General features: G+C 68.6%; 16 protein-coding genes. 4 read left to right on the top strand and 12 right to left on the bottom strand.

The annotated features are described in order from the left end of the window. Nucleotides 1-236: 236 nt before the first annotated feature. Nucleotides 237-914 (bottom strand): Crp/Fnr family transcriptional regulator, encoded by a 678-nt coding sequence (locus tag E6A26_RS10850; protein ID WP_136611216.1) that lies wholly within the window; start codon nt 912-914, stop codon nt 237-239. 129 nt (nt 915-1,043) lie between these two features. Between E6A26_RS10850 and E6A26_RS10845 the strand changes: the two genes are divergently transcribed. Beyond that, on the top strand, nt 1,044-2,228 hold the full coding sequence (locus tag E6A26_RS10845; protein WP_136611215.1) for a MarP family serine protease: 1,185 nt from the start codon (nt 1,044-1,046) through the stop codon (nt 2,226-2,228). Between the two features lie 59 nt (nt 2,229-2,287). Here E6A26_RS10845 and aroQ read toward each other — a convergent pair whose 3' ends face one another. Then, nucleotides 2,288-2,794 carry a type II 3-dehydroquinate dehydratase gene (gene aroQ, locus E6A26_RS10840; RefSeq protein WP_136611214.1) on the bottom strand — a complete coding sequence of 169 codons (507 nt, stop codon included), beginning with the start codon at nt 2,792-2,794 and terminating at the stop codon, nt 2,288-2,290. A 285-nt stretch (nt 2,795-3,079) separates the two neighbouring features. Here aroQ and E6A26_RS10835 point away from each other — a divergent pair, with 285 nt between their 5' ends. Then, complete coding sequence (locus E6A26_RS10835; protein ID WP_136611213.1) at nt 3,080-4,015, top strand: cupredoxin domain-containing protein; 936 nt, start codon at nt 3,080-3,082, stop codon at nt 4,013-4,015. A gap of 77 nt (nt 4,016-4,092) precedes the next feature. On the opposite strand, the gene E6A26_RS10830 is transcribed toward E6A26_RS10835, so the two are convergent. The 10 genes from E6A26_RS10830 to E6A26_RS10785 all read right to left on the bottom strand — a co-directional run bounded on the left by E6A26_RS10830 (nt 4,093) and on the right by E6A26_RS10785 (nt 16,915). Next, the gene (locus E6A26_RS10830; RefSeq protein ID WP_136611212.1) at nt 4,093-4,860 is read right to left on the bottom strand and encodes a DeoR/GlpR family DNA-binding transcription regulator; all 768 of its coding nucleotides are present in this window, start codon (nt 4,858-4,860) and stop codon (nt 4,093-4,095) included. Nucleotides 4,861-4,862: 2 nt separating this feature from the next. Then, the gene (locus E6A26_RS10825) at nt 4,863-5,771 is read right to left on the bottom strand and encodes a carbohydrate ABC transporter permease (protein ID WP_136611211.1); all 909 of its coding nucleotides are present in this window, start codon (nt 5,769-5,771) and stop codon (nt 4,863-4,865) included. After that, the gene (locus tag E6A26_RS10820) at nt 5,768-6,676 is read right to left on the bottom strand and encodes a carbohydrate ABC transporter permease (RefSeq protein WP_136611210.1); all 909 of its coding nucleotides are present in this window, start codon (nt 6,674-6,676) and stop codon (nt 5,768-5,770) included. Before E6A26_RS10820 ends, E6A26_RS10825 begins: the two co-directional genes overlap by 4 nt. A gap of 84 nt (nt 6,677-6,760) precedes the next feature. After that, nucleotides 6,761-8,086, bottom strand: a complete 1,326-nt coding sequence (locus E6A26_RS10815) for an ABC transporter substrate-binding protein (RefSeq protein ID WP_211129087.1) — start codon at nt 8,084-8,086, stop codon at nt 6,761-6,763. Nucleotides 8,087-8,241: 155 nt separating this feature from the next. Next, the gene (locus tag E6A26_RS10810) at nt 8,242-10,278 is read right to left on the bottom strand and encodes a beta-galactosidase (RefSeq protein WP_211129085.1); all 2,037 of its coding nucleotides are present in this window, start codon (nt 10,276-10,278) and stop codon (nt 8,242-8,244) included. A gap of 158 nt (nt 10,279-10,436) precedes the next feature. After that, nucleotides 10,437-10,739, bottom strand: a complete 303-nt coding sequence (locus tag E6A26_RS10805) for a YciI family protein (protein WP_136611208.1) — start codon at nt 10,737-10,739, stop codon at nt 10,437-10,439. A gap of 462 nt (nt 10,740-11,201) precedes the next feature. Next, on the bottom strand, nt 11,202-13,385 hold the full coding sequence (locus tag E6A26_RS10800) for an alpha-galactosidase (protein WP_136611207.1): 2,184 nt from the start codon (nt 13,383-13,385) through the stop codon (nt 11,202-11,204). A 147-nt stretch (nt 13,386-13,532) separates the two neighbouring features. After that, the gene (locus E6A26_RS10795; protein ID WP_136611206.1) at nt 13,533-14,882 is read right to left on the bottom strand and encodes an ABC transporter substrate-binding protein; all 1,350 of its coding nucleotides are present in this window, start codon (nt 14,880-14,882) and stop codon (nt 13,533-13,535) included. A 144-nt stretch (nt 14,883-15,026) separates the two neighbouring features. Beyond that, complete coding sequence (locus E6A26_RS10790; protein WP_136611205.1) at nt 15,027-15,953, bottom strand: carbohydrate ABC transporter permease; 927 nt, start codon at nt 15,951-15,953, stop codon at nt 15,027-15,029. 11 nt (nt 15,954-15,964) lie between these two features. Beyond that, nucleotides 15,965-16,915 (bottom strand): carbohydrate ABC transporter permease, encoded by a 951-nt coding sequence (locus E6A26_RS10785; RefSeq protein ID WP_136611204.1) that lies wholly within the window; start codon nt 16,913-16,915, stop codon nt 15,965-15,967. A gap of 151 nt (nt 16,916-17,066) precedes the next feature. On the opposite strand from E6A26_RS10785, the gene E6A26_RS10780 reads away from it, so the two are divergent. Further along, the gene (locus tag E6A26_RS10780; RefSeq protein ID WP_136611203.1) at nt 17,067-18,332 is read left to right on the top strand and encodes a Gfo/Idh/MocA family protein; all 1,266 of its coding nucleotides are present in this window, start codon (nt 17,067-17,069) and stop codon (nt 18,330-18,332) included. A gap of 1 nt (nt 18,333) precedes the next feature. Next, nucleotides 18,334-19,347 carry a LacI family DNA-binding transcriptional regulator gene (locus E6A26_RS10775; RefSeq protein WP_136611202.1) on the top strand — a complete coding sequence of 338 codons (1,014 nt, stop codon included), beginning with the start codon at nt 18,334-18,336 and terminating at the stop codon, nt 19,345-19,347. The last annotated feature ends 107 nt before the right edge of the window (nt 19,348-19,454 follow it).

Genomic DNA, 19,454 nt, shown 5'->3' with positions numbered 1-19,454 from the left:
GGCATTACAAATAAAAACAGCAGGAGGCAACACACATCGAGAGGGGAGCGGCCGCCGTCGTTCTTTCCTCCTTGGGGCGGAGGCGAGTTGGTGTACCCGAGTCGTCAGAGACGGGGAGTTGGTGTACCCGAGACGGCAGAAGTGGGGAGTTGGTGTACCCGAGACGGCAGAAGTGGGGAGTTGGTGTACCCGAGTCGTCAGAAGCGGGGAGTTGGTGTACCCGAGACGGCAGTGGGTTAGCGGCTGCGCTGCCGCAGGCGCGGCATGTCGAGGATCACGACCGCGCGGGCCTCGAGGCGGATCCAACCCCGCTGCACGAACTCGGCGAGGGCCTTGTTGACCGTCTCACGGGACGCGCCGACGAGCTGCGCGAGCTCCTCCTGCGTGAGCTCGTGCGCCACGAGGACGCCGTCCGTGGCCGGGCGGCCGAAGCGGTCGGCGAGGTCCAGGAGCGCCTTCGCGACGCGGCCGGGCACGTCGCTGAAGACGAGGTCGGAGAGCGAATCGTTCGTGCGGCGCAGGCGGCGGGCCAGCGCCTGGAGCAGCTGGGCAGACACCTCGGGACGCGCGCGAAGCAGGGCCACGAGGGCGTCGTTCTTGAGGCCGGCGAGGCGGGTCTCGGAGACGGCCGTCGCGGTCGCCGTGCGGGGAGCCGGGTCGAACAGCGCCATCTCGCCGAACAGCTCGCCCGGGCCGAGGATCGCGAGGAGCGATTCGCGCCCGTCCGGGGACGTGCGGCCGAGCTTGATCTTGCCGGAGACGATGAAGTACATCTGATCGCCCTGGTCGCCCTCGCGGAACACCGACGCACCGCGGGAAAGGTCGACCTCCATGAGCTCGTCGGTCAGGAGGCGGAAGGCCTCGTCGTCGAGCGTGGCGAAGAGCGGCGCGCGGCGCAGTACCTCGATGTCCAATTCAATCTCCTAGTCGTCTTCTTTGCTGGCGCTGGGGGCCATTCTTCCAGATGTCGCAAGCTTTTGTGACGAACGCACCACCAGCAACCGCCCAGCTTTGCTCCAGACAGCGTCGGTAGACTGACGAGGATGTTCGATACGACCTTCCTGGACTTGGTCCTCGTGGTGGTCCTCATCGGCTACCTCGTGTACGGGGTGCGGGCGGGTCTCCTCGTGAGCCTCGGCGGGATCATCGGCTTTCTGGTGGGCGGCGCGGCCGCCTTCTTTGCTGTGCCCCTCGTGAGCCAGTGGCTCTCGGACAGCACGTGGCGGGCCGCCGCCGTCGTCATCACCGCGATCGTGCTCATGGTCGCGGGCAACGCGATTGGCACGATGCTGGGCCGGCGCCTGCGCGGGCGGCTCAAGTGGAAGCCGCTCGGCGTCATCGACCGGGTGCTCGGCGGCCTCGCGAACCTGTGCGTCGCAGCGGTCGTCATGTCGATGCTCTCCTTCACCGTCTCGAGCGTCGGCGTCCCCGTCCTCTCACAGCAGCTCGCCTCGTCGAAGGTCATCACGGCAATCGACGGCATGACTCCCGATCCCGTCAAGGCCGGCGCGGCGCAGATCCGGGCGTTCGTGCTCGGCGACACGCTCCCGCGCATCATCGAGGGGATCGGGCCCCTCAAGCCCGTCCCCATCCCGGCCGAGAACACGGACTCCACAGAGCTGCGCACTGCCGCGCAGTCGATCGTCCGCATCACGGGGACGGCATATCAGTGCGGCCAGAACCAGACGGGCAGTGGCTTCGTGGTCGCACCCGACCGCATCCTGACGAATGCCCATGTGGTGGCCGGCGTGCCGCAGCCCGTCGTCGAGACCCAGAACGACGGCGCGCGGACGGCCCGGGTGGTCTACTTCGACCAGGTCCACGACCTCGCTGTGCTCGCCGTCGAGGGCTCCGCGCTCAAGCCGCTCAAGCTCACTGACAACAGTCCCGCGGGCTCTTCCGCGGCGTTCGGCGGCTACCCGCTCGGCGGGCCGTTCCAGATGCGCCCGGCCGCGATTCAGGGCACGACGACGGTGCTCGCCCCTGATATCTACGGCGCCAACGCGATCCCCAAGACGGTCTACCAGGTCTCGGGCAACGTCCAGCAGGGCAACTCAGGCGGCCCGCTCCTCACGACCGCCGGCGCGGTGACCGGCGTCGTGTTCGCGAAGTCGGACAACACGCAGGACGTCGGCTATGCGATCACGATGACCGAGGTCCGTCCGGTGGCCGATCAGGCGCCGAGCCTGTCGCAGCCGGTCCAGCCCGGCGCCTGCACGCGGAAGTAGTCCCGCGCGCGCAGGCAGTCCCAGCACGCGGAGGCAGTCGCGCCCGCCGCGGAAAGCGCTCAGACCGTGCGGTCGCGCGTGAGCTCCGCGAGGTAGTCGATCGCGAACCGGTACCCGAGCGTGCCCGCGCCCGCGATGACCGCCCGGCAGATGTCGCTCAGGTAGGAATGGTGCCGGAACGGCTCGCGCGCGTGGACGTTCGTGATGTGGACCTCGACCGCGGGGAGCATGACGGCGCTGATCGCGTCCCGGATCGCGACGGACGTGTGCGTGTACGCGCCCGCGTTGATGACGATGCCGAGCGACTTCTCCCTCGCGGCGTGGATCGCCTCGACCAGCACGCCCTCGTGGTTCGACTGCACGAAGTCGCAGCCGAGCCCGTGCGCCTCCGCCGCGCCCGCGCACAGGCGCTCGATGTCGCCGAGCGTCGCCGTGCCGTACTTCTCCGGCTCGCGCGTGCCGAGCAGGTTCAGATTCGGGCCGTTGACCACAAGGATCGTGGAGCGGCTCGGGGAAGATGCGGCGGGCGATGACGTAGCGGTCGACGGCTCTGTGGGCTGGGTCATGGTCCGAGTTTAGGCGGTGCCGGATAGGGCTGCGCACGCGGTTGTCAGCCTGGTGCTCGGGGCCTAACCTTGTCCCAGCTTCCCCCAGGGTCGACCGCATGGGTCCGGTGGGGAAGTCGCAACTCATCGGCGTGGTCTCGGCACCGAAGCGGCTTTGCGCCGGCGCGGGGGAGCGCCGCCGGCCGGGCCGCTCAAAGGCCTCCCGCGGCCGCCGCAGGAGGTGAGCACCCGCCGTCGTCCGCGCTGGAGGACACGGCACGCTTTTGTCCTCAGGAGCACCCTCCCATGCACAAGCGTCCATTCAAGCGATCCCTCTGGGTCGTGATGTCCCTCGTCGGCCTCATCATCGGCCTCTTCGGCGTGGCGCCAGCACAGGCGTCCGTCACCACCAATCCGAACACCGCCACCTGGAAGGTCCTGGTGGGGGAGCAGTCGCCCGACATGGCGATCCAGGGAATGAGCTTCCTGCCAGGGGAGATCTGGATCGACCAGGGCGACACGATCAAGTTCGTCGCCAACAGCGCAGAGATTCACACCGTGAGCTTTGGGACGCCGCCGATCCCGCCCACGAGCGTCGATTCCCTCCTTGCGGACGCGGTTCCTCGCGTCGGCGGGCCGGTGTTCGATCCCACCGCGCCGTGGACCAATTCGGGCATCCTGACCACGATGCCCTCGCCTGAGTTCCCCTCGTCGACGTGGTATCTCCAGAAGTTCGCTGCGCGCGGCGACTTCACGTTCTTCTGCCTCATCCACGGCCAGAACATGTCTATCACCGTGCACGTTCGGGCCCCGCACACCCGGTATCCGCACACGCAGGCGTGGTACGACGCGCAGGCTGGGATCGAGACCGCGAGCATCATCGCCGACGGCGCCGCCCTGTGGTACTCCACGGCGCTTCAGGCGAGCCCGACTCACGTCTTCGTCGGGGCTTCCGACAGCATGGCGATGGTCATGCGGTTCATCTGGCCCAACGACGTCGTCCCGCTCGGCACGACCGTGAAGTTCGACCTGTCGGCCAACCAGGTCCTGGTGCCGCACACGGTGACGTTCACCAGCCTCGTCCAGAACGGCAAACCGGTCGACTCCGGCATCCTCCTCGAGGGATTCGCCGGCGGGCCATCGACCTTCAGCGTCACCTTCGATCAGCCCGGGACGTGGAACTACATCTGCGAGCTCCACGACGGCATGGGCATGGTGGGGAGCGTGACTGTCCTTCCCTAGCCCCTGACGGACGACGGCGGCGCGGCACCCGGGTGGGTACCGCGCCGCCGTCGGGCGTCGCCTGGGCGGCCGTTGCCTCAGCCCGCGACCCGCACCGAGGGGATGCGGTCGCGCAGGTACGCGAGCGCCGGTGCTGGCAGGGCGCGGTCGGTGACGAGGCCGTCCACGTCGTCGAAGCCGCAGATGCTGCCGATGCCCTGGACGCCCCACTTGCTGTGGTCCGCGACGACGACGAGGCGCCGCGACGCCGACGCGAACGCCTGGTTCGTCTCCGCCTCGAGCAGGTTGGGCGTGGTGAAGCCCGCCCGCTCGTCCATGCCGTGAACCCCGAGGAATAGCAGGTCGAGGTGCAGGCTTCGGATCGAGGCTGTGGCGAGCGGGCCCACGAGTGCGTCCGACGGCGTGCGCTCACCTCCCGTGAGCAGCACCACGGAGCCGGAGCCGGAGGCGTCGAACGCCTCCATGACCCGCACCGAGTTCGTGAGCACGGTGATGCGGGGCCCGGCGGAGAGGGCCTGGGCCAGCATCCACGTGGTGGAGCCCGCCGTGATCCCGACCGCCATGCCCTCCTGGACGAGGGCAGCCGCCTCGCGCGCGATCGCTGCCTTCTCGTCGAGGTGCTGCGTGGACTTGAGCTCGAAGCCGGGCTCGTGGGTGCCGACCTCGCCCTGGATCATGACCCCGCCGTGGACCCGCGTGAGGAGGCCGGCATCGCTCAGGGCGTCGACGTCGCGGCGGACCGTCACGGCGGAGACCCCGAGCCGTTCGGCGAGGTCGGCGACCTTCACCACGCCCTCCTCGTGGACGGCGTCGAGGATTGCGGACTGCCGTGCTGCCGCGAGCATGCCTACCCCTTGCTCGAGCCGAGGGTGAGCCCGGCGACGAATTGGCGTTGGAGGACCAGATAGATGATGAGCGTCGGGATGACCGTGATCGTGGCGCCCGCTGCGAGGAGATTGTAGTTGCTGAGGAAGTCGCCCTGGAGATTGTTGATGGCGGTGGTGACCGGGAGGCGGTTGCCGCTCTGGATGAACAGGAGCGGCCAGAAGAAGTCGTTGTAGATGAAGATGACCTCGAGCGTGCCGAGGGCGGCGAACGCGGGCCGGCACAGCGGCATGATGATCGACCAGTACTGGGTCCAGATCCCGGCGCCGTCCACGAGCGCGGCCTCGGTGAGGTCCTGCGAGAGCGCCTTCATGTAGTTCGAGAGGACGAACGTGCAGAAGCCGATCTGGAACGCCGTGTCCACGACGATCACGGAGATGTAGGTGTTGAGGAGGGAACCCGAATCGCTGAACCAGTAGGGGAGCTGGATGAGTTTGAACATCTCGAAGAGCGGCGCCGCGAGCACCTGCGGGGGCAGGAGGTTTCCGGCGGTGAACATGATGAGCAGGGTGATGTTGAACTTCCAGCTCACGCGGCTCACCGCGAAGGCCATGAGCGAGGCGAAGAACAGGGTCAGAAGGACGGTTGGAACCGTGATGATGACCGAGTTCCAGAAGTAGTGGGAGAAGCCGCCCTGGTTCCAGGCGGTGACGAAGTTGTCGAAGTTGAAGGGCCCGGCGACGCTGAAGTAGCCGTTCTGGTTGGTCGATTCGATGGGCCGCAGCGCCGTGTACAGGGACCAGGCGAGGGGGAGGAGCCACATGACGGCGAGGACCAGGAGCACGAGGTGCGTCGCGTAGTGGCGCCTCGGCCTCGAGCCGCTGTACTCCGTGCCGCGCGCCACCCGGCTCGGGGCGGTGATGGTGGTCATGATTCCTTCGCTTCCTTCCCGAACGTGCGGGTGAGGTAGAAGACGATCGGCACGAGCGAGATGACGAGCAGGATCGTGGCGAGCGCCGAGCCGACGCCGATCACCTGGCCCTCGCCGACGAGGTTCTGGATGACGAGGGCCGAGATGAGCTCGAGGCCGTTGGTGCCGCGGTTGATCACGTAGACGATGTCGAACGCGCGGAGCGATTCGATGATCGTGATGACCACGATCACGATGTTGATGGGGCGCATCGCAGGGAAGACGACCCGGAAGAAGGTCTGGCCGGCGTTCGCGCCGTCGAGCGCCGCCGCTTCCTTGAGTGCCGGGTCCACGCCCTTGAGGCCCGCCAAGTAGAGCAGCATGACGTACCCCGCGTGCCGCCACGTCGCGGCGACGAGGGCGGCCCAGATGTTGACGTTGCTGTCGCCGAACCAGTCCACGGCGCTCGGCGTCTCCGCCGTGCCCAGGAGGTAGTTCAGGAGGCCGTGGTCGCGCTGGTAGAACAGCTGCCAGATCACCCCCACGAGGGCGAGGGAGAGCATGACCGGGACGAAGAAGATGCTCTGGTAGATCCGGCTGCCGCGGATCTTCTGGTCGAGAAGCACCGCGAGCAGCAGACCGAGCGGCGTCGCGATGACCGCGAGGAAGACAAGCCACAGCACGTTGTGCTGGACGGCGGGCCAGAACGGCGGATAGCTCTGGGCGACGTACTTGTAGTTGTCGAGCCCCGCTCCCCGGATGTCCGACAGGGCGAGCCCGTTCCACTTGGCGAAGCTGAGGCCCACCGACATGAGGGTGGGGAGCCAGACGAAGATGAGCTCGATGAGTGTGGGGATCGCGACCATGAGGGCAAGGACGATCTTGTCCCTCCGCGAGAGCCGGCGGACCTTGCGAAGTCTAGGCATGAAGGGTTCCTGCAGTAGTCGGGCCGGCGCGGGCGCTTGGCGGGAGGGCGCCCGCGCCGGCTGTTTCGAGTGGCTGGCGGGCTACTACTGCGCCGCGTAGAGCGTGGCGGCCTGGGACTCGAGGTTCTTGATGTCCACCGTGCCGTCCTTGATGAAGCTCTGGAGCGCGGGGATCATCACGTTGTTGGCCATCGCCGGGAGCGCGTCGCGGTCGAAGAACTGGCTGATGTTCTTCGCGTTGGCGATCGCGTCGGCGCACTTCTTGTTGAGCGGGCTGAACTTCGAGGTGTCCGCGCCCTTGGCCGTTGCGATGTTGGAGGTGTCCACGGCGTAGTAAGCGTTCTGCGCCTCGGGCGTGCCCATGAACTGCAGGAAGTCCTTGGCCGCCTGGTTCTGGCCGCCCTTCTTCGAGAGCAGGAGCCCGTCGATGGGCGCCTCGATCGAGTCCTGGCCCTCGACGGCGATCGAGGGGAACGGGAAGAAGTCGATTTCCGCGAGGACGGCCGCGTCCGTGAACTGCTGCGTCACGAAGGACCCGAGCAGGTACATGCCCGTCTTCTTCTGGCCGAGGAGCTGCGCGGCATCCTGCCACGTCTGGCCGAGCGCGGCGGGGTCCTGATAGGGCAGGAGGGCCTTCCACGTGTCGAACACCGCCTGGACTTTGGGCTGGTTCCAGGATTCTTTGTGGGCGCAGAGGTCCACGTGGAACTGGTAACCGTTGAGCCGCATGTTGATGTAGTCGAACGTGCCCATCGCGGGCCAGCCGTCCTTGTCGGCGTAGCCGATGGGGATGATCCCGTCCTTCTTCATCTTCGCTGCGAGCGTCTTGAGATCGTCGAACGTCGTGGGGACGGTGTAGCCCTTCTCGGCCCAGAAGCTCTTCCGGTAGAAGAAGCCCCACGGGTAGTTGTAGTTCGGGACGAAGTACATCTTCCCGTCCGGGCCCGTCGAGGCCTTCTTGAGCGCGTCCGAGTAGTTGCTCCCGATCTGCTGCCACACGTCGTCGATCGGCGCGAGGAGGCCCTTGCCCGCGTAGTACTGCATGCGGTAGCCGGCGAACCAGGTGAACGCGTCGTCCGGGCTGCCCTGGAGGTAGGAGTTGATCTTGTTCTGGAAGTCGTTGTGCGGCACGACGTTGGTGGTCACGGTGTCCCCGGACTTCTTCTGGAACGCGTCGACGACTGCCTGGTAGGCCCGCTTCGGGACGTCGTCCGAGGCCGAGGAGCCGAACGTCAGGCTCTTGCCGCTGGACCCGCCGGACGGCCCCGCGCCGCCCGTGCAGGCCGAGAGCATCGGGATCCCTGCGAGGCCCACGGCGCCGATGCCGAGGGTCTTGAGCAGGGTGCGGCGGTCGAGGGCCGTGCGGGTGAAAGAAGGTTCGGAGGAGGAACCGCTGCGATGAGTGTCCATGTATGTCTCCTGAAGTGAGGAGCGCGGCCATTGTGACCTGCGCCACATCGACCATGGTAGACGTTCAGAAACGATCGGAAAAGATCAGGAACGAAAATCGTGCCCGTTCTGTGATCCGATCGATGTCACGGTCGCAGCGGTCCCTCCGCGGGCACCTAGGAGGACAGGCGCACGACGGCGACGCCCCCGGCGGGCACGGTGAGCCCGCCGTCCGTCGTGGTGCCGGAGATGAGCTCCGTGCCGTCCACGTCAAGCCGCGCGCTGAGGGCGCTGTGGTTGATCGCGAACACCCACGAGCCCTCGGAGGAGGCCCGCGTGACCACCTCGACGTCCGGCTGATCGGCCACGCGGCCCGCCGTCTCGAAACCGGCATCCGCGAAGACGCGGGGGAGGAGGTCGGCCAGCGCACCGGCGTCAGGGGAAGTGCCGACGTAGTACGCGTGGCCGGCGCCCGCAGCGTTCCGCGTGACGGCGGGCGAGCCCGACGTCGGCCCCGCCTCGAAGCGTGAGACGACCTCCGCCGTCGTCGTTCGTCCCAGCTCGCTCCAGCGCGAACCGGTGCCCGCGGTGAGCTTGACGCTCTCCTCGGCGCGGAGCGGGAAGAACTCCTCGATCTCGACCCCCAGGAGCTCGCGGAACGCGCCCGGGTAGCCGCCGCCCTCGAGGGGATCCATGATGATCCGATCGTGCTCGTCGACGATCCCGGAGAAGTACGTGAGCACGAGCGTGCCGCCGGACTCGACGTAGCGCCTGAGGTTCTCCGCGCCCCGCTCCGTCACGAGGTAGAGCATGGGCGCGATGACCAGTCGGTAGGCGGAGAGGTTGTCGGTGCTCTGGCGCACGTCTGCCGTGACTCCCGCGCGGTAGAGCGCGTCGTGCCAGTCGCGGAGCTCGCGCACGGGCTTGGCCTCGATGCTCGGATGAGAGTCCAGCTCGGCGCCCCAACGCGCATCGGTGTCGAAGACGAGGGCGGCGCTCGCGACGACGCGCGAGCCCGCCACCTCGGAGACCGACTCGAGGGCCCGGCCCAGCTCGACGACCTCGCGCCACACCTTCGTGTCCCGCCCCGCGTGCGGAACCATTCCCGAGTGGAACTTCTCCGCACCCGCCCTGGAGGCGCGCCACTGGAAGAACAGGATCCCGTCCGCGCCGCGGGCCAGGTGCTGGAACGAGTTCCGCAGCATCTGGCCCGGGGCCTTCGCGATGTTGCGCGGCTGCCAGTTGACCGCCGAGGTCGAGTGCTCCATGAGCAGCCACGGATTGCCCGCCGCCCAGCCGCGCGTGAGGTCCGCGGTGAGGGCCAGATCCTGATGGTTCCGGTAATCCTCTGCGATGAGGTAATGGTCGTTCGAGACGACGTCCATGTGCGGGGCCCAGCGCCAGTAGTCGATCGGGGCGTGGAGGCCCATGTTGGTGCCCATGAAGTTGGTGGTCACCGGCTTGTCCGAGTGGGCGCGGATGATCGCGGCCTCCGCCTCGAAGCACTCCAGGAGCGAGTCCGAGGAGAAGCGGGCGAAGTCGAGCTGGTGGGACGGGTTGACGTGGGTGCCGGAATGGCGCGGCGGCATGACCTCGGCCCAGTCGTAGTAGTGCTGCGACCAGAAGGCGGTGCCCCACGCGTCGTTGAGTTCGTCGAGCGTCGTGTAGCGGTCCTGGAGCCAGGTGCGGAATCCCCGCTCGGCGTGCGGGCCGTAGTCCGGCTGGTTGTGGCAGCCGTACTCGTTGTGGACGTGCCACATCGCGAGGGCCGGGTGCTCCGAATAGCGCTCCGCGATCGCCGTGGTGAGTGCGGCGGCCGCGCGGCGGTAGTCCGGTGAGCATGCCGCGAAGGCCTGGCGCGAACCGTGGGTCTGGCGGACGCCGGCCGCGTTCACCGGGGCCGAGTCCGGGTACTTGACGGTGAACCACGGGGGCGGCGAGGCGCTCGCGTTCGCGAGGTCCACGGACACGCCGTTCTCGTGCAGAAGGTCCATGACCTCGTCGAGCCAGCCGAACTCGTAGCGGCCCTCCTCGGGCTCGAGCAGGGCCCAGCTGAAGATGCCGAGGCTCACGAGGTTCACGCCAGCCTCGCGCATGAGCTCGACGTCATGCTTCCAGACGTCGCGGGGCCACTGCTCGGGGTTGTAGTCCGCGCCGAAGGCGATCCGGGGAGTTCCGTCGCCGAGCCGACGCGTGAGGTCATTCATGTCCATGGGCTGCCTGCCTAGGGGTTTTGGGGTTGGTGCGGCGGCCACCGCGGCTCATGGCTCTGCAGTGGCCGCCGTCACCCCAGACTAGGGCACCCGCACAGGAACGTACAGAAGGAATCAAAAACGAAAGTTTGCGTTGGTTCGCCGTCGGCGAGGTGTTCTCAGAGCTCGAGGCACTCGTTGATCTGCACGGTGCCGCCGCGGGCGATGTAGGGGTGATCCGCCAGCAGGGAGCGCACGTCCTCGAGGGATCGGGCCTCGACGATCGAGTAGCCGTCGATGTCGACGGGGTCCACCGGCTCGCCCTTCGCGAGCTGGCCCCCGAGCAGGAGGGGCGCCCCGAAGTCGACGAGCGCCACGCCGAGGGACTTGTCAGCCCACTCTCGCAGGGCCGCGCGGGAGTCTCGGATGAGCTCCCTCTGCGGAAAGGGCATGCCGTGATACGTGATGAGGAAGCGCGTCATTGCTGTCCTTCCGGCCACTTGAGGCAACGGTACCGCCCCGCCCGGCCGGAGCGAAGGGCCGGCCACGCGCTGTCGTCTGCCCCGCCGTCGTCCGTCCCGCCGCGCCGCCGTCCGTCCCGCCGCGCCGTCGTCGGCCCGCCGTCGTCCGTCCCGCCGCGCCGCCGGTGGGGGCCGCCGTCGTACGTCCCGTCCCGCCGTCGTCGGCCTCGTCCCTTCCCGACCCTCTTTCGGGCGCAGATTTCGCGACGCGCCGGTCGACACGCCGAAATGGCCCACAGTGAGCCTCAAATCAAGGTCGGGATGGGACGGGTCGCGCTGGACCCACGGCCCTGGCCACGGCCCGCCGGAGCTGGTGCGCCGGCTGCTCGGGCAGGTCGCAGCTCAGGAAAGCCGAGCGGCCACGCGAGGCGAGGCCGAGGGCGAGGCTCGGGGAGCCCACGCTCGGGGAACCACCCGACGCGCTCAGCGCACCGTCGTCGCGTGGAGGAGGATCGCGTGCTCCGGCCGCAGGATCGGCAGGGGGAGGCCGACCTCCGCGAGGAAGCGGCCGGACGCCGTCGCGCCCGCGGCGAGCCAGCCGGGCCGCGAGACGTCGGCGAACGTGTCGCTCCAGTCGCCGTCGGCCGGCGTGGGAAGGAGCACCTCGACGCGGTACTCGCGCTCGGGGTCCAGCCCCGGCAGCCCCACCCGGCCCGGCGCCTCCGCCGCCAAGGTGCCAAGGGCCACAGCGGCGAAGAGGCCCTCGCCGCGGTCGTGCGCGACGACGCCCTGGAGCGCGAGCTTCGGCTCGCCCAGATCAGCGACGACCCGCTCGCCGGAGTGGATGAGTCCCCGGTGCCGCTTGTAGAGCGCGATAGCGCGCCGGAGCGTCTCCCGCTCGGCGGGCGTGGCCTGGCGGATGTCCCATTCCAGGCCGAAGTGCCCGAACAGGGCCGTGATCGCGCGGAACGAAAGGTCGTGGACGCGTCCCGTGGTGTGCGAATGGGTGGGGCCGATGTGCGCGCCTACGAGTTCGGGCGGGAGCACAGCCTCGGTCCAGCGCTGGATGGTCTGGCGCTCGAGCGCGTCGTTGCAGTCCGAGGCCCACACGCGATCCGTGCGCTGCAGGACGCCCAGATCCACGCGCGCGCCGCCCGAGGCGCACGACTCGATTTCGACCCCCGGGTGCGCGGCCCGGAGCGCGTCAAGGAGCCGGTAGAAGGCAAGCGTCTGCTCATGGACCGAGGGCCGGCCCGCATGGCCGTACTCGGCAAGGTCGCGGTTCTGGTCCCACTTGAGGTACGCGATGTTGTTCTCGGTGAGGAGGGCATCGAGCCGGCTGTAGACGTACTGCCACGCGTCGGGGTTCACGAGGTCGATGACCTGCTGGTGCCGCCACTCGAGCGGCAGCCGGCCGCCGTCCTTGTGCGAGCTGGCGGAGGGGCCCGCGATCCATTCAGGGTGGGTGCGCGCCACGTCGGAGTCGAGGTTGACCATCTCGGGCTCGACCCACAGGCCGAACTCCATGCCGAGCGCCGTCACCTTGTCGATGAGCGGCGTGAGGCCGTCGGGCCACACCGTCTCGTCGACGTACCAGTCACCGAGCCCCGCGTGGTCGTCGCGTCGCCCGCGGAACCAGCCGTCGTCGAGCACGAAGCGCTCCACGCCGAGGTCGGCGGCCAGAGCCGCGAGCTCTTCGAGGGGCTCGAGCCGGTGGTCGAAGTACACGGCCTCCCACGTGTTGAGCACCACGGGCCGCTCGCGGCCGGAGACGGTGTCGACGTGGTGCGGCCGCGCACGGAACCAGCGGTAGAAGGCGTCCGTGACGCCGTCGAGCCCGCGACCGGAGTACGCCGCGTAGAGAACGGGGGTGCGGTACGACTCGCCGGGGCCGAGGACCACCTCGCCCGAGCCGAGCAGTTCGGCCGCTCCGAGCGTGCGCCGGCCGTCGGCGAGCGAGTCGAGGTACTGCTCGTGGTTCCCCGACCAGCCGAAGTGCACGGCCCACACGCGGCCGGTCCGGTTCGAGAATCCGGCCGTCCCGGCCGCAACGAGGAGCGAAGAGTCGTGGCCCGTGCGCCCGTGGCGGCCCGAGCGCACCCACGTGCCCTGGCGGACGGCCTGGCGCTGCGGGTGGTTCTCGCGGCACCAGCGGCCCGTGAGGTCGAGCAGCTCCGTGGCGTCTCCGAGGAGAGGGACGACGGCGGCTAGCTCATCGAGCTGGTACGGCCCGGCGCCCGTGTTGGTCAGCTCGTGCGCGATCTCGAGGAGGCCGCCCTCGTGCAGCACGAGCTCGCTCGCCACGCTGAGCCCGGCGTCGGCGTCGGCCTGCACGATCCGCGCGCCGCGCCCGTCCAGCGTCGCCTCGACAGACACGACCCGCAGCGCCGGCGAGAACGCGAAGCCGGGGACGCTGCTCTGTGCCTGGTCGGCTGCCGTCCTGTGGCCGCGTAAGGCCGGGCGGCCCAGCCAGCCCGACGACGCCTGGGGGAGGAGGCCTCCGACGGCCGGCACGTCGTAGGACGAGTGCGGGATGGGCGGGCTGAGGAGGCCGAGGTCCGGAATCGAGGCGCCGAGGTCGGCGCCCCAGTGGACGATCTCGGCTTCGCCGGAGTCGAAGGCGAGCAGCACGCTGGTGCCGGCGGAGCGGAGATGGAGCGGATCCATGAGAACGCTTTCGGGTAGGTGCGGTGGTTTCGTTGGGTTGGCGAGCCGGGCGGGACTGGGGATGTCGCGGGCGGGGGCCCGGCCGAAGCCGAGCCCCCGCGTTTGGGGTTCACCCCGGGTGGGGTCCAGTATTCTCCCCGGTCCTGGTCACTGGAAGAGGGAGTTGACCTGGCTGTTGGCGTCGGAGAGCGAGCTGGCCGGCGACTTGCCCGAGTACACGGCGTCCATCGCGGGCTTCATGATTCCGTCCACCTTCGCGGCGTTCTCCGTGATCGGGAAGAGGAACGTGGTGCCGTCCTTGACCTGCTGGGTGAAGGACGAGACATCCACGCCCTTGGCCTTGAACGCGGCCGCGGCCTTGTCTGCGGCCTCCGAGATCGCGGGGAACACGACCGCCTTCGAGGCGACGACGTCCTGGCACGCGGGCGAGGCGAGGTACTCGACCCACTTGGTCGCCTCCGCGGGGTTCTTCGTCGCAGCATTGATCGAGTCAGCGAGGCCGTTGTACATCGAGGAGCGCTTGCCGTTGGGGCCGGTCGGGGTCGGCGCGAGGCCCACGTCGATGCCCTTGTAGCCGAAGTACTGGCCGATCATCCACGAGCCGTTCGCGTTGATCGCCGCCTTGCCCGCGGCGAACGTGTCCGCCATGGAGGCGCCAACGGTCGTCTCGAGCTTGGGCGTGTAGCCCTTGTCGATGAGGCCGTGGAACCACGCGATGGTGTCCTGGAACTTCTGGTCGTCGTAGTTGTAGTGCGAGCCCCAGGGATTCTTGTCCGTGTGCGTCCAGCCGGTGGTGCTTGTGAGCCAGCTCCACTCGGTCTGGCCGCTCGCCGAGCCCGAGCCGTTGAGGCCCAGGCCGTAGACGGCCACGTTGTTCTTGTCGAAGCCGGGCTCGTCTCCGCGCTTGCCCTTCTTGTCCACCGTGAGGTGGGCGATGGCCTTCTCGAACGAGCCGCCGTTCTGGGGGTTCCAGGCGAGGCTGCCCATCTGGTCGGCGCTCAGGCCGGCCTTCGCGATCATCTCCTTGTTGTAGAAGAGCGAGATCGTGTCCCAGTCCTTGGGCAGGCCGTAGCGCTTGCTGTCCTTGCCGACCCACAGGTCGGCGAGGCCCTTGTTGTACTGGTTGAGGTCGATGTTGTCGCCCTTGACCGCGTCGTCGAGGGCGAGCAGCTGGTTGTTCTTCACGAAGTCGCCGTACTTCGAGAGGTGGTCCGTGAAGACGTCCGGGCCGTTGCCCGCCACGAAGCCGTTCGTGAGGTTCGTCCAGTAGTCGTTCCAGCCGGTCTGGGTGATCTTGACCGTGACGTTCGGGTTGGCCTTGTGGAAGTCGTCCGCGCACTGCTGGTACGCGGGGAGCTGGTTCGCGTCCCAGAGCCAGTAGCTGACCTCGCCCTTCGCGTCGCCCGTGGTCGAGGCCTGGCCCGATCCGCTCGAGCAGGCAGAGAGGGCGAGCGCTGCGGCGGCAGCGACGGCGACGGCGCCTAGTGCTTTCTTCATCTTGATGGTCCTTTCGGTGGGGTATTTCAGGTGGGCGGTATTTCAGTCGGGGAATTGGGTGTGGGCGGGGCAGGGCAGGACAGAGCGAGCCTCCGGGCGCACGCCCGGAGCGCGTTCTGGTGTTGTGGCGGGGTGTGCAGGGCCTTACTTGATGCCCGAGAAGCCGATCGAGTTGACGATCTTCTTGCCGAACGCGATGAAAAGCAGAAGGATCGGGAGCGCCGAGACGAGGGTGGCCGCCATGAGGCCGGACCAGTCCGGGGCGCCTTGGGGCGACTGCGACTTGAAGACGCCAAGCCCCACCGTGAGCACGCGGACCGCGGGGGCGTTGCCCACGAGGAGCGGCCAGAAGTAGTCGTTCCACGCCGCGATGAACGTCAGGAGGCACAGCGTCGCGAGCGGCGCGACCGCGTTCGGGAGGACCACCTGGAAGAAGATGCGTCCGTGCCGCGCTCCGTCGAGCATCGCCGCCTCTTCGACCTCGCGGGACATGCCGAGGAAGAACTGGCGGAGGAAGAACACCGCGAACGGAGTCATGAGCATGCTCGGGAGCGCGATGCCGAGATACGTGTTGAGCAGGCCCAGATTCTTGATGAGGAGGAAGTTGGGCAGTGCCGTGAAGATCGTCGGGACGAGGAGCGTGCCGAGGAACACCGCGAAGACCTTGTCGCGGCCGCGCCAGCGCAGCCTCGCGAAGGCGTAGGCCGCAAGCGAGCTGAAGAACACCTGCGACACCGTGATCATCGTCGAGACGATGAGCGAGTTGAGCAGGTACTGCCAGAAGCTGATCGACGCCCCTGAACCGCCCTCGGCCTGGGCCTCAGCCTGGGACTGGAGGCCGAACACGCGGGCGAACGCGCCCCACGTGAAGTCCGCGGGCAGGAGGTTGCTCGACTGCGTGGCGAGCGCGTGGTTGTTGGACAGCGCGGTGCGCAGCATCCAGAGGAACGGCCCCACCGTGACGAGGATGGCGACGACGAGCGCGGCCCAGGCGGCGATCCGGCCCCAATTCAGCGGACGGGGGCGGCTCAACGGACGACGACGGCGGGCGGCCGAGGTGAGCGTGGTCATGGCGGGTCCTTTCAGTCCAGGTCGTTCTCGTTGCCGCGAAGGAACTTCATCTGCAGGAAGGCGACGACGGCGAGGATGACGAACAGGATCACGCTCAGGGCCGAACCGTAGCCGAAGTCCTGCTGGCTGAACGCGCGTTCGTAGATGTAGTACTGGATGACGCGGGAGGCATTGATCGGTCCGCCCTGCGTCGTGACGGCGACCGTGTCGAAAATCTGGAACGAACCGGTGATCGTGACGACCATGACGAGCAGGAGCACGGGGCGCAGGAGCGGCATCGTGATCTTCCAGAACGTCTGCCACCTGCTCGCGCCGTCGAGGTTGGCCACCTCGTAGAGGTGGCCCGGGATGGCCTGGAGGCCCGCGAAGATGAGCAGGGCGGTGTAGCCCATGTGCCGCCAGACGTTGACGAAAGCGACGGTCGGGATCGCCCAGAACTCGTTGCCGAAGAATGCCACGCGAGGCATGCCCATCCACTGGAGTACCTGATTGACGATCCCGATCTGGTAGTCGAGCATCCAGAACCACAGGAGCGCGACGATCACGTTGGCCACGAGATACGGCATGAGGAGGATCCCTCGGATGAGCGTCGACTTGGCCACGTGGTACATGAGGAGCGCGAGCCCGACGGCAATCACGGTCTGGAACGCGATGTTGAGCAGGACGTACTCGAGCGTGACGCCCATGGCGTTCCAGAACAGCTTGTCCTGGAAGATCTTGACGTAGTTCTTTACCCCGACCCAGATCGGGTTCCCCAGGATGCTGTAGTCGGTGAAGCTCAGGTAGATCCCACGGATCGTGGGGACGAGATAGAACAGCACGAAGCCGAGCAGGGCGGGTGCGACGAAGATGAGCGCGACCCGCAGGTCGCCGAGGCTGCGACGCCGGACGCTGCGCCGTGGGCCCTCGGAATCGGCGGTGTGCCGCGTGGGCTTCGGTGCCCCCACTGAGGTAGTCGTCATTGGTTCCTCGCTGTGATGTGGCTAACAATTGGCCATGAATCTACACGAGTAACTTTTGGGTTGGCAAGAGAGGTCGTTGAATTTTCGGGGCCCTCGAAGTTCAGAGCGAGATTCTGTTGACTCGAGTAACTCTCGATGCGAGACTTCCGGCATGACTCACACCACAGGCTTCTCCCTCGGGATCGTTGGCGCCGGCCAGTTCGCCGGCCAGTTCTCCAAGCTCTTCGACGCCCACCCCTACGTGACGGACGTGTACGTCACCGACGTCCTGCCGGAGCGCGCCGAGGCGCTCGCCGAGCGGCAGGGTCTCGCGGGCACGTTCCCCAGCTTCGAGGCGATGCTCGAGAGCGATCTCGACGCGATCGCGATCTTCACGCAGCGCTGGACGCACGGCCCGCTCGTGGTCCAGGCGCTCCGCGCGGGGAAGCACGTGTACTCGGCGGTGCCGATGGCCATCAGCGTCGAGGAGATCGCTGCGATCATCGAGGCCGTGCGCGAGACCGGCCTGACCTACATGATGGGCGAGACGAGCTACTACAACCCGGCGACCGTGTACGCGCGCGGCCGGCGAGCCGAGGGCGCCTTCGGACGCATCTTCTATGCCGAGGGGGACTATGTCCACGACATGGACCTCGGCTTCTACGCCGCGTACCAGTACAGCGGCGGCCCCGAGTGGAAGCGCACCGCGAGCTACCCGCCCATGCTGTACCCGACCCACTCCGTGGGCGGCGTCATCGGGGCGATCGGCGGCCACGCCGTGAGTGTGAGCTGCATCGGCGTGCGCGACGACCGGGGCGACGGGGTGTTCGACCGCGAGGTCAGCATGTTCGACAACGACTTCTCCAACGCGACCGCCCTCTTCGAGCTCGCGGGCGGCGGGTCCATGCGGATCAACGAGTTCCGGCGCGTCGGCTACCCGTCCCACCTGCGCGAGAGCCGCTTCCGCTACTTCGGGACGGAGGGCAGCTTCGAGCAGCTCGTCGAGACCGCCGTGTGGCAGGACAAGGAGGGCTTCACCGACGTGAGCGCGCAGCTCACCACCCTCCCGACCATGGCCCACGACGATCCCTCGCTCGCGGACGTCGACCCCGCGCTGCGCGACGCGTTCGTCTCCGGTCTCGCCCCCGTCCACGACGCGGGCCGCCTGCCCGCCGCGCTGCGCGCGCTCCCGAGCGGCCACGAGGGAAGCCACCACTTCCTCGTCGACGACTTCGCGACCGCCGTCGCGACACGGACCCTCCCGCCGGTCAACGCGTGGGAGGCCGCGCGGTACACGCTCCCGGGCATCGTGGCCCACCAGTCGGCGCTGCGCAGCGGCGAGCGCCTGCCGGTCCCCGACTTCGGCGACGCGCCCGCGGACGCCGTGGCGCCGTCGTCGTCCGTTGCCTCACGACCAGCCGTGGGGGACCGCGGATAGCATGGTGGCCATGCCGCATACCCCCGCATCCGCGAAGCCGACCGCGACCCGCAAGGACGTCGCGCGGCTCGCGGGGGTAAGCACGGCGGTAGTCAGCTACGTGGTCAACGGCGGGCCCAAGCGCGTCTCGCCGGCCACGGAGGCGAAGGTGCGCACCGCGATCGCCGCGCTCGGGTACCGGCCCAATGCGGCGGCGCGCGCGCTCAAGCTCGGCTCGAGCGAGATGCTCGGCATGATCGTGCCGGACACCACCAACCCGTTCTTCGTGATGCTCGCGCACGCCGTCGAGGAGGCGGCGGCCGAGCGTGGCTACGCGCTGCTCATCGCGAACTCGGACGCGTCGATCGCGAGCGAGCGCCGGCACATGGGGAACCTCGCGAGCCGCAGGGTGGACGGCGTGTTCCTCTCGAGCGTCCTGTTCGAGCCGGACCTGCGCGAGCTCGAGGCTGCTGAGATCCCCGTGGTCCTGCTCAACCACAGCGCCGAGAGCCCCGGCTTCGCGTCGGTCGGCGTGGACCTCCAGGAGGGCGCGCGCCTGGCCGTGGAGCACCTCGCGGGGCACGGGCACACGCGGATCGGGCTCGTGATGGGCACGAACACGGGCGGCGGGCTCGACGGACGCGAGGTCGGCTGGCTCGAGGGGGTCCGCGAGGCCGGGCTGGTTCCCGGCCCGATCATCCGCGCGCCCTTCCGTCGGCCGGCAGGGCTCGAGGTCGCGCGGGAGCTCGCGGGCCGCCCTGACCGGCCGACCGCCCTGTTCGCGAGCTCGGACATCCTCGCCGTCGGGCTCCTGCGGGGGTTCCATGAGACGGGGATCCGGGTCCCGGAGGACGTCGCCCTGGTCTCGTTCGACGGCTCACCCGAGGCCGAGTTCAGCTGGCCCGGGCTCACGACCCTCGCCCAGCCGATCCAGGAGATGGCCCGCTCCGCCGTCGACGCCCTCGTGACCGGCGGCTCCCCGAGCAACCGGATCTTCCCGCCGACGCTCGTGCGCCGCGCGTCCTGCGGCTGCTAGGCCGGGGGAGAGCCCCGCGGGCCGGCGGACGACGACGGCGCGAACGGCGGCGGGGAGCCCGCAGGCCGCGGGCGACGGCGGCGAGTCGCCTTGTCGCGAATAAGTGC

The organism is Sinomonas albida, assembly GCF_004919045.1.
GTDB lineage: Bacteria > Actinomycetota > Actinomycetes > Actinomycetales > Micrococcaceae > Sinomonas > Sinomonas albida.
This window is presented reverse-complemented; position numbering and strand designations above follow the sequence as displayed.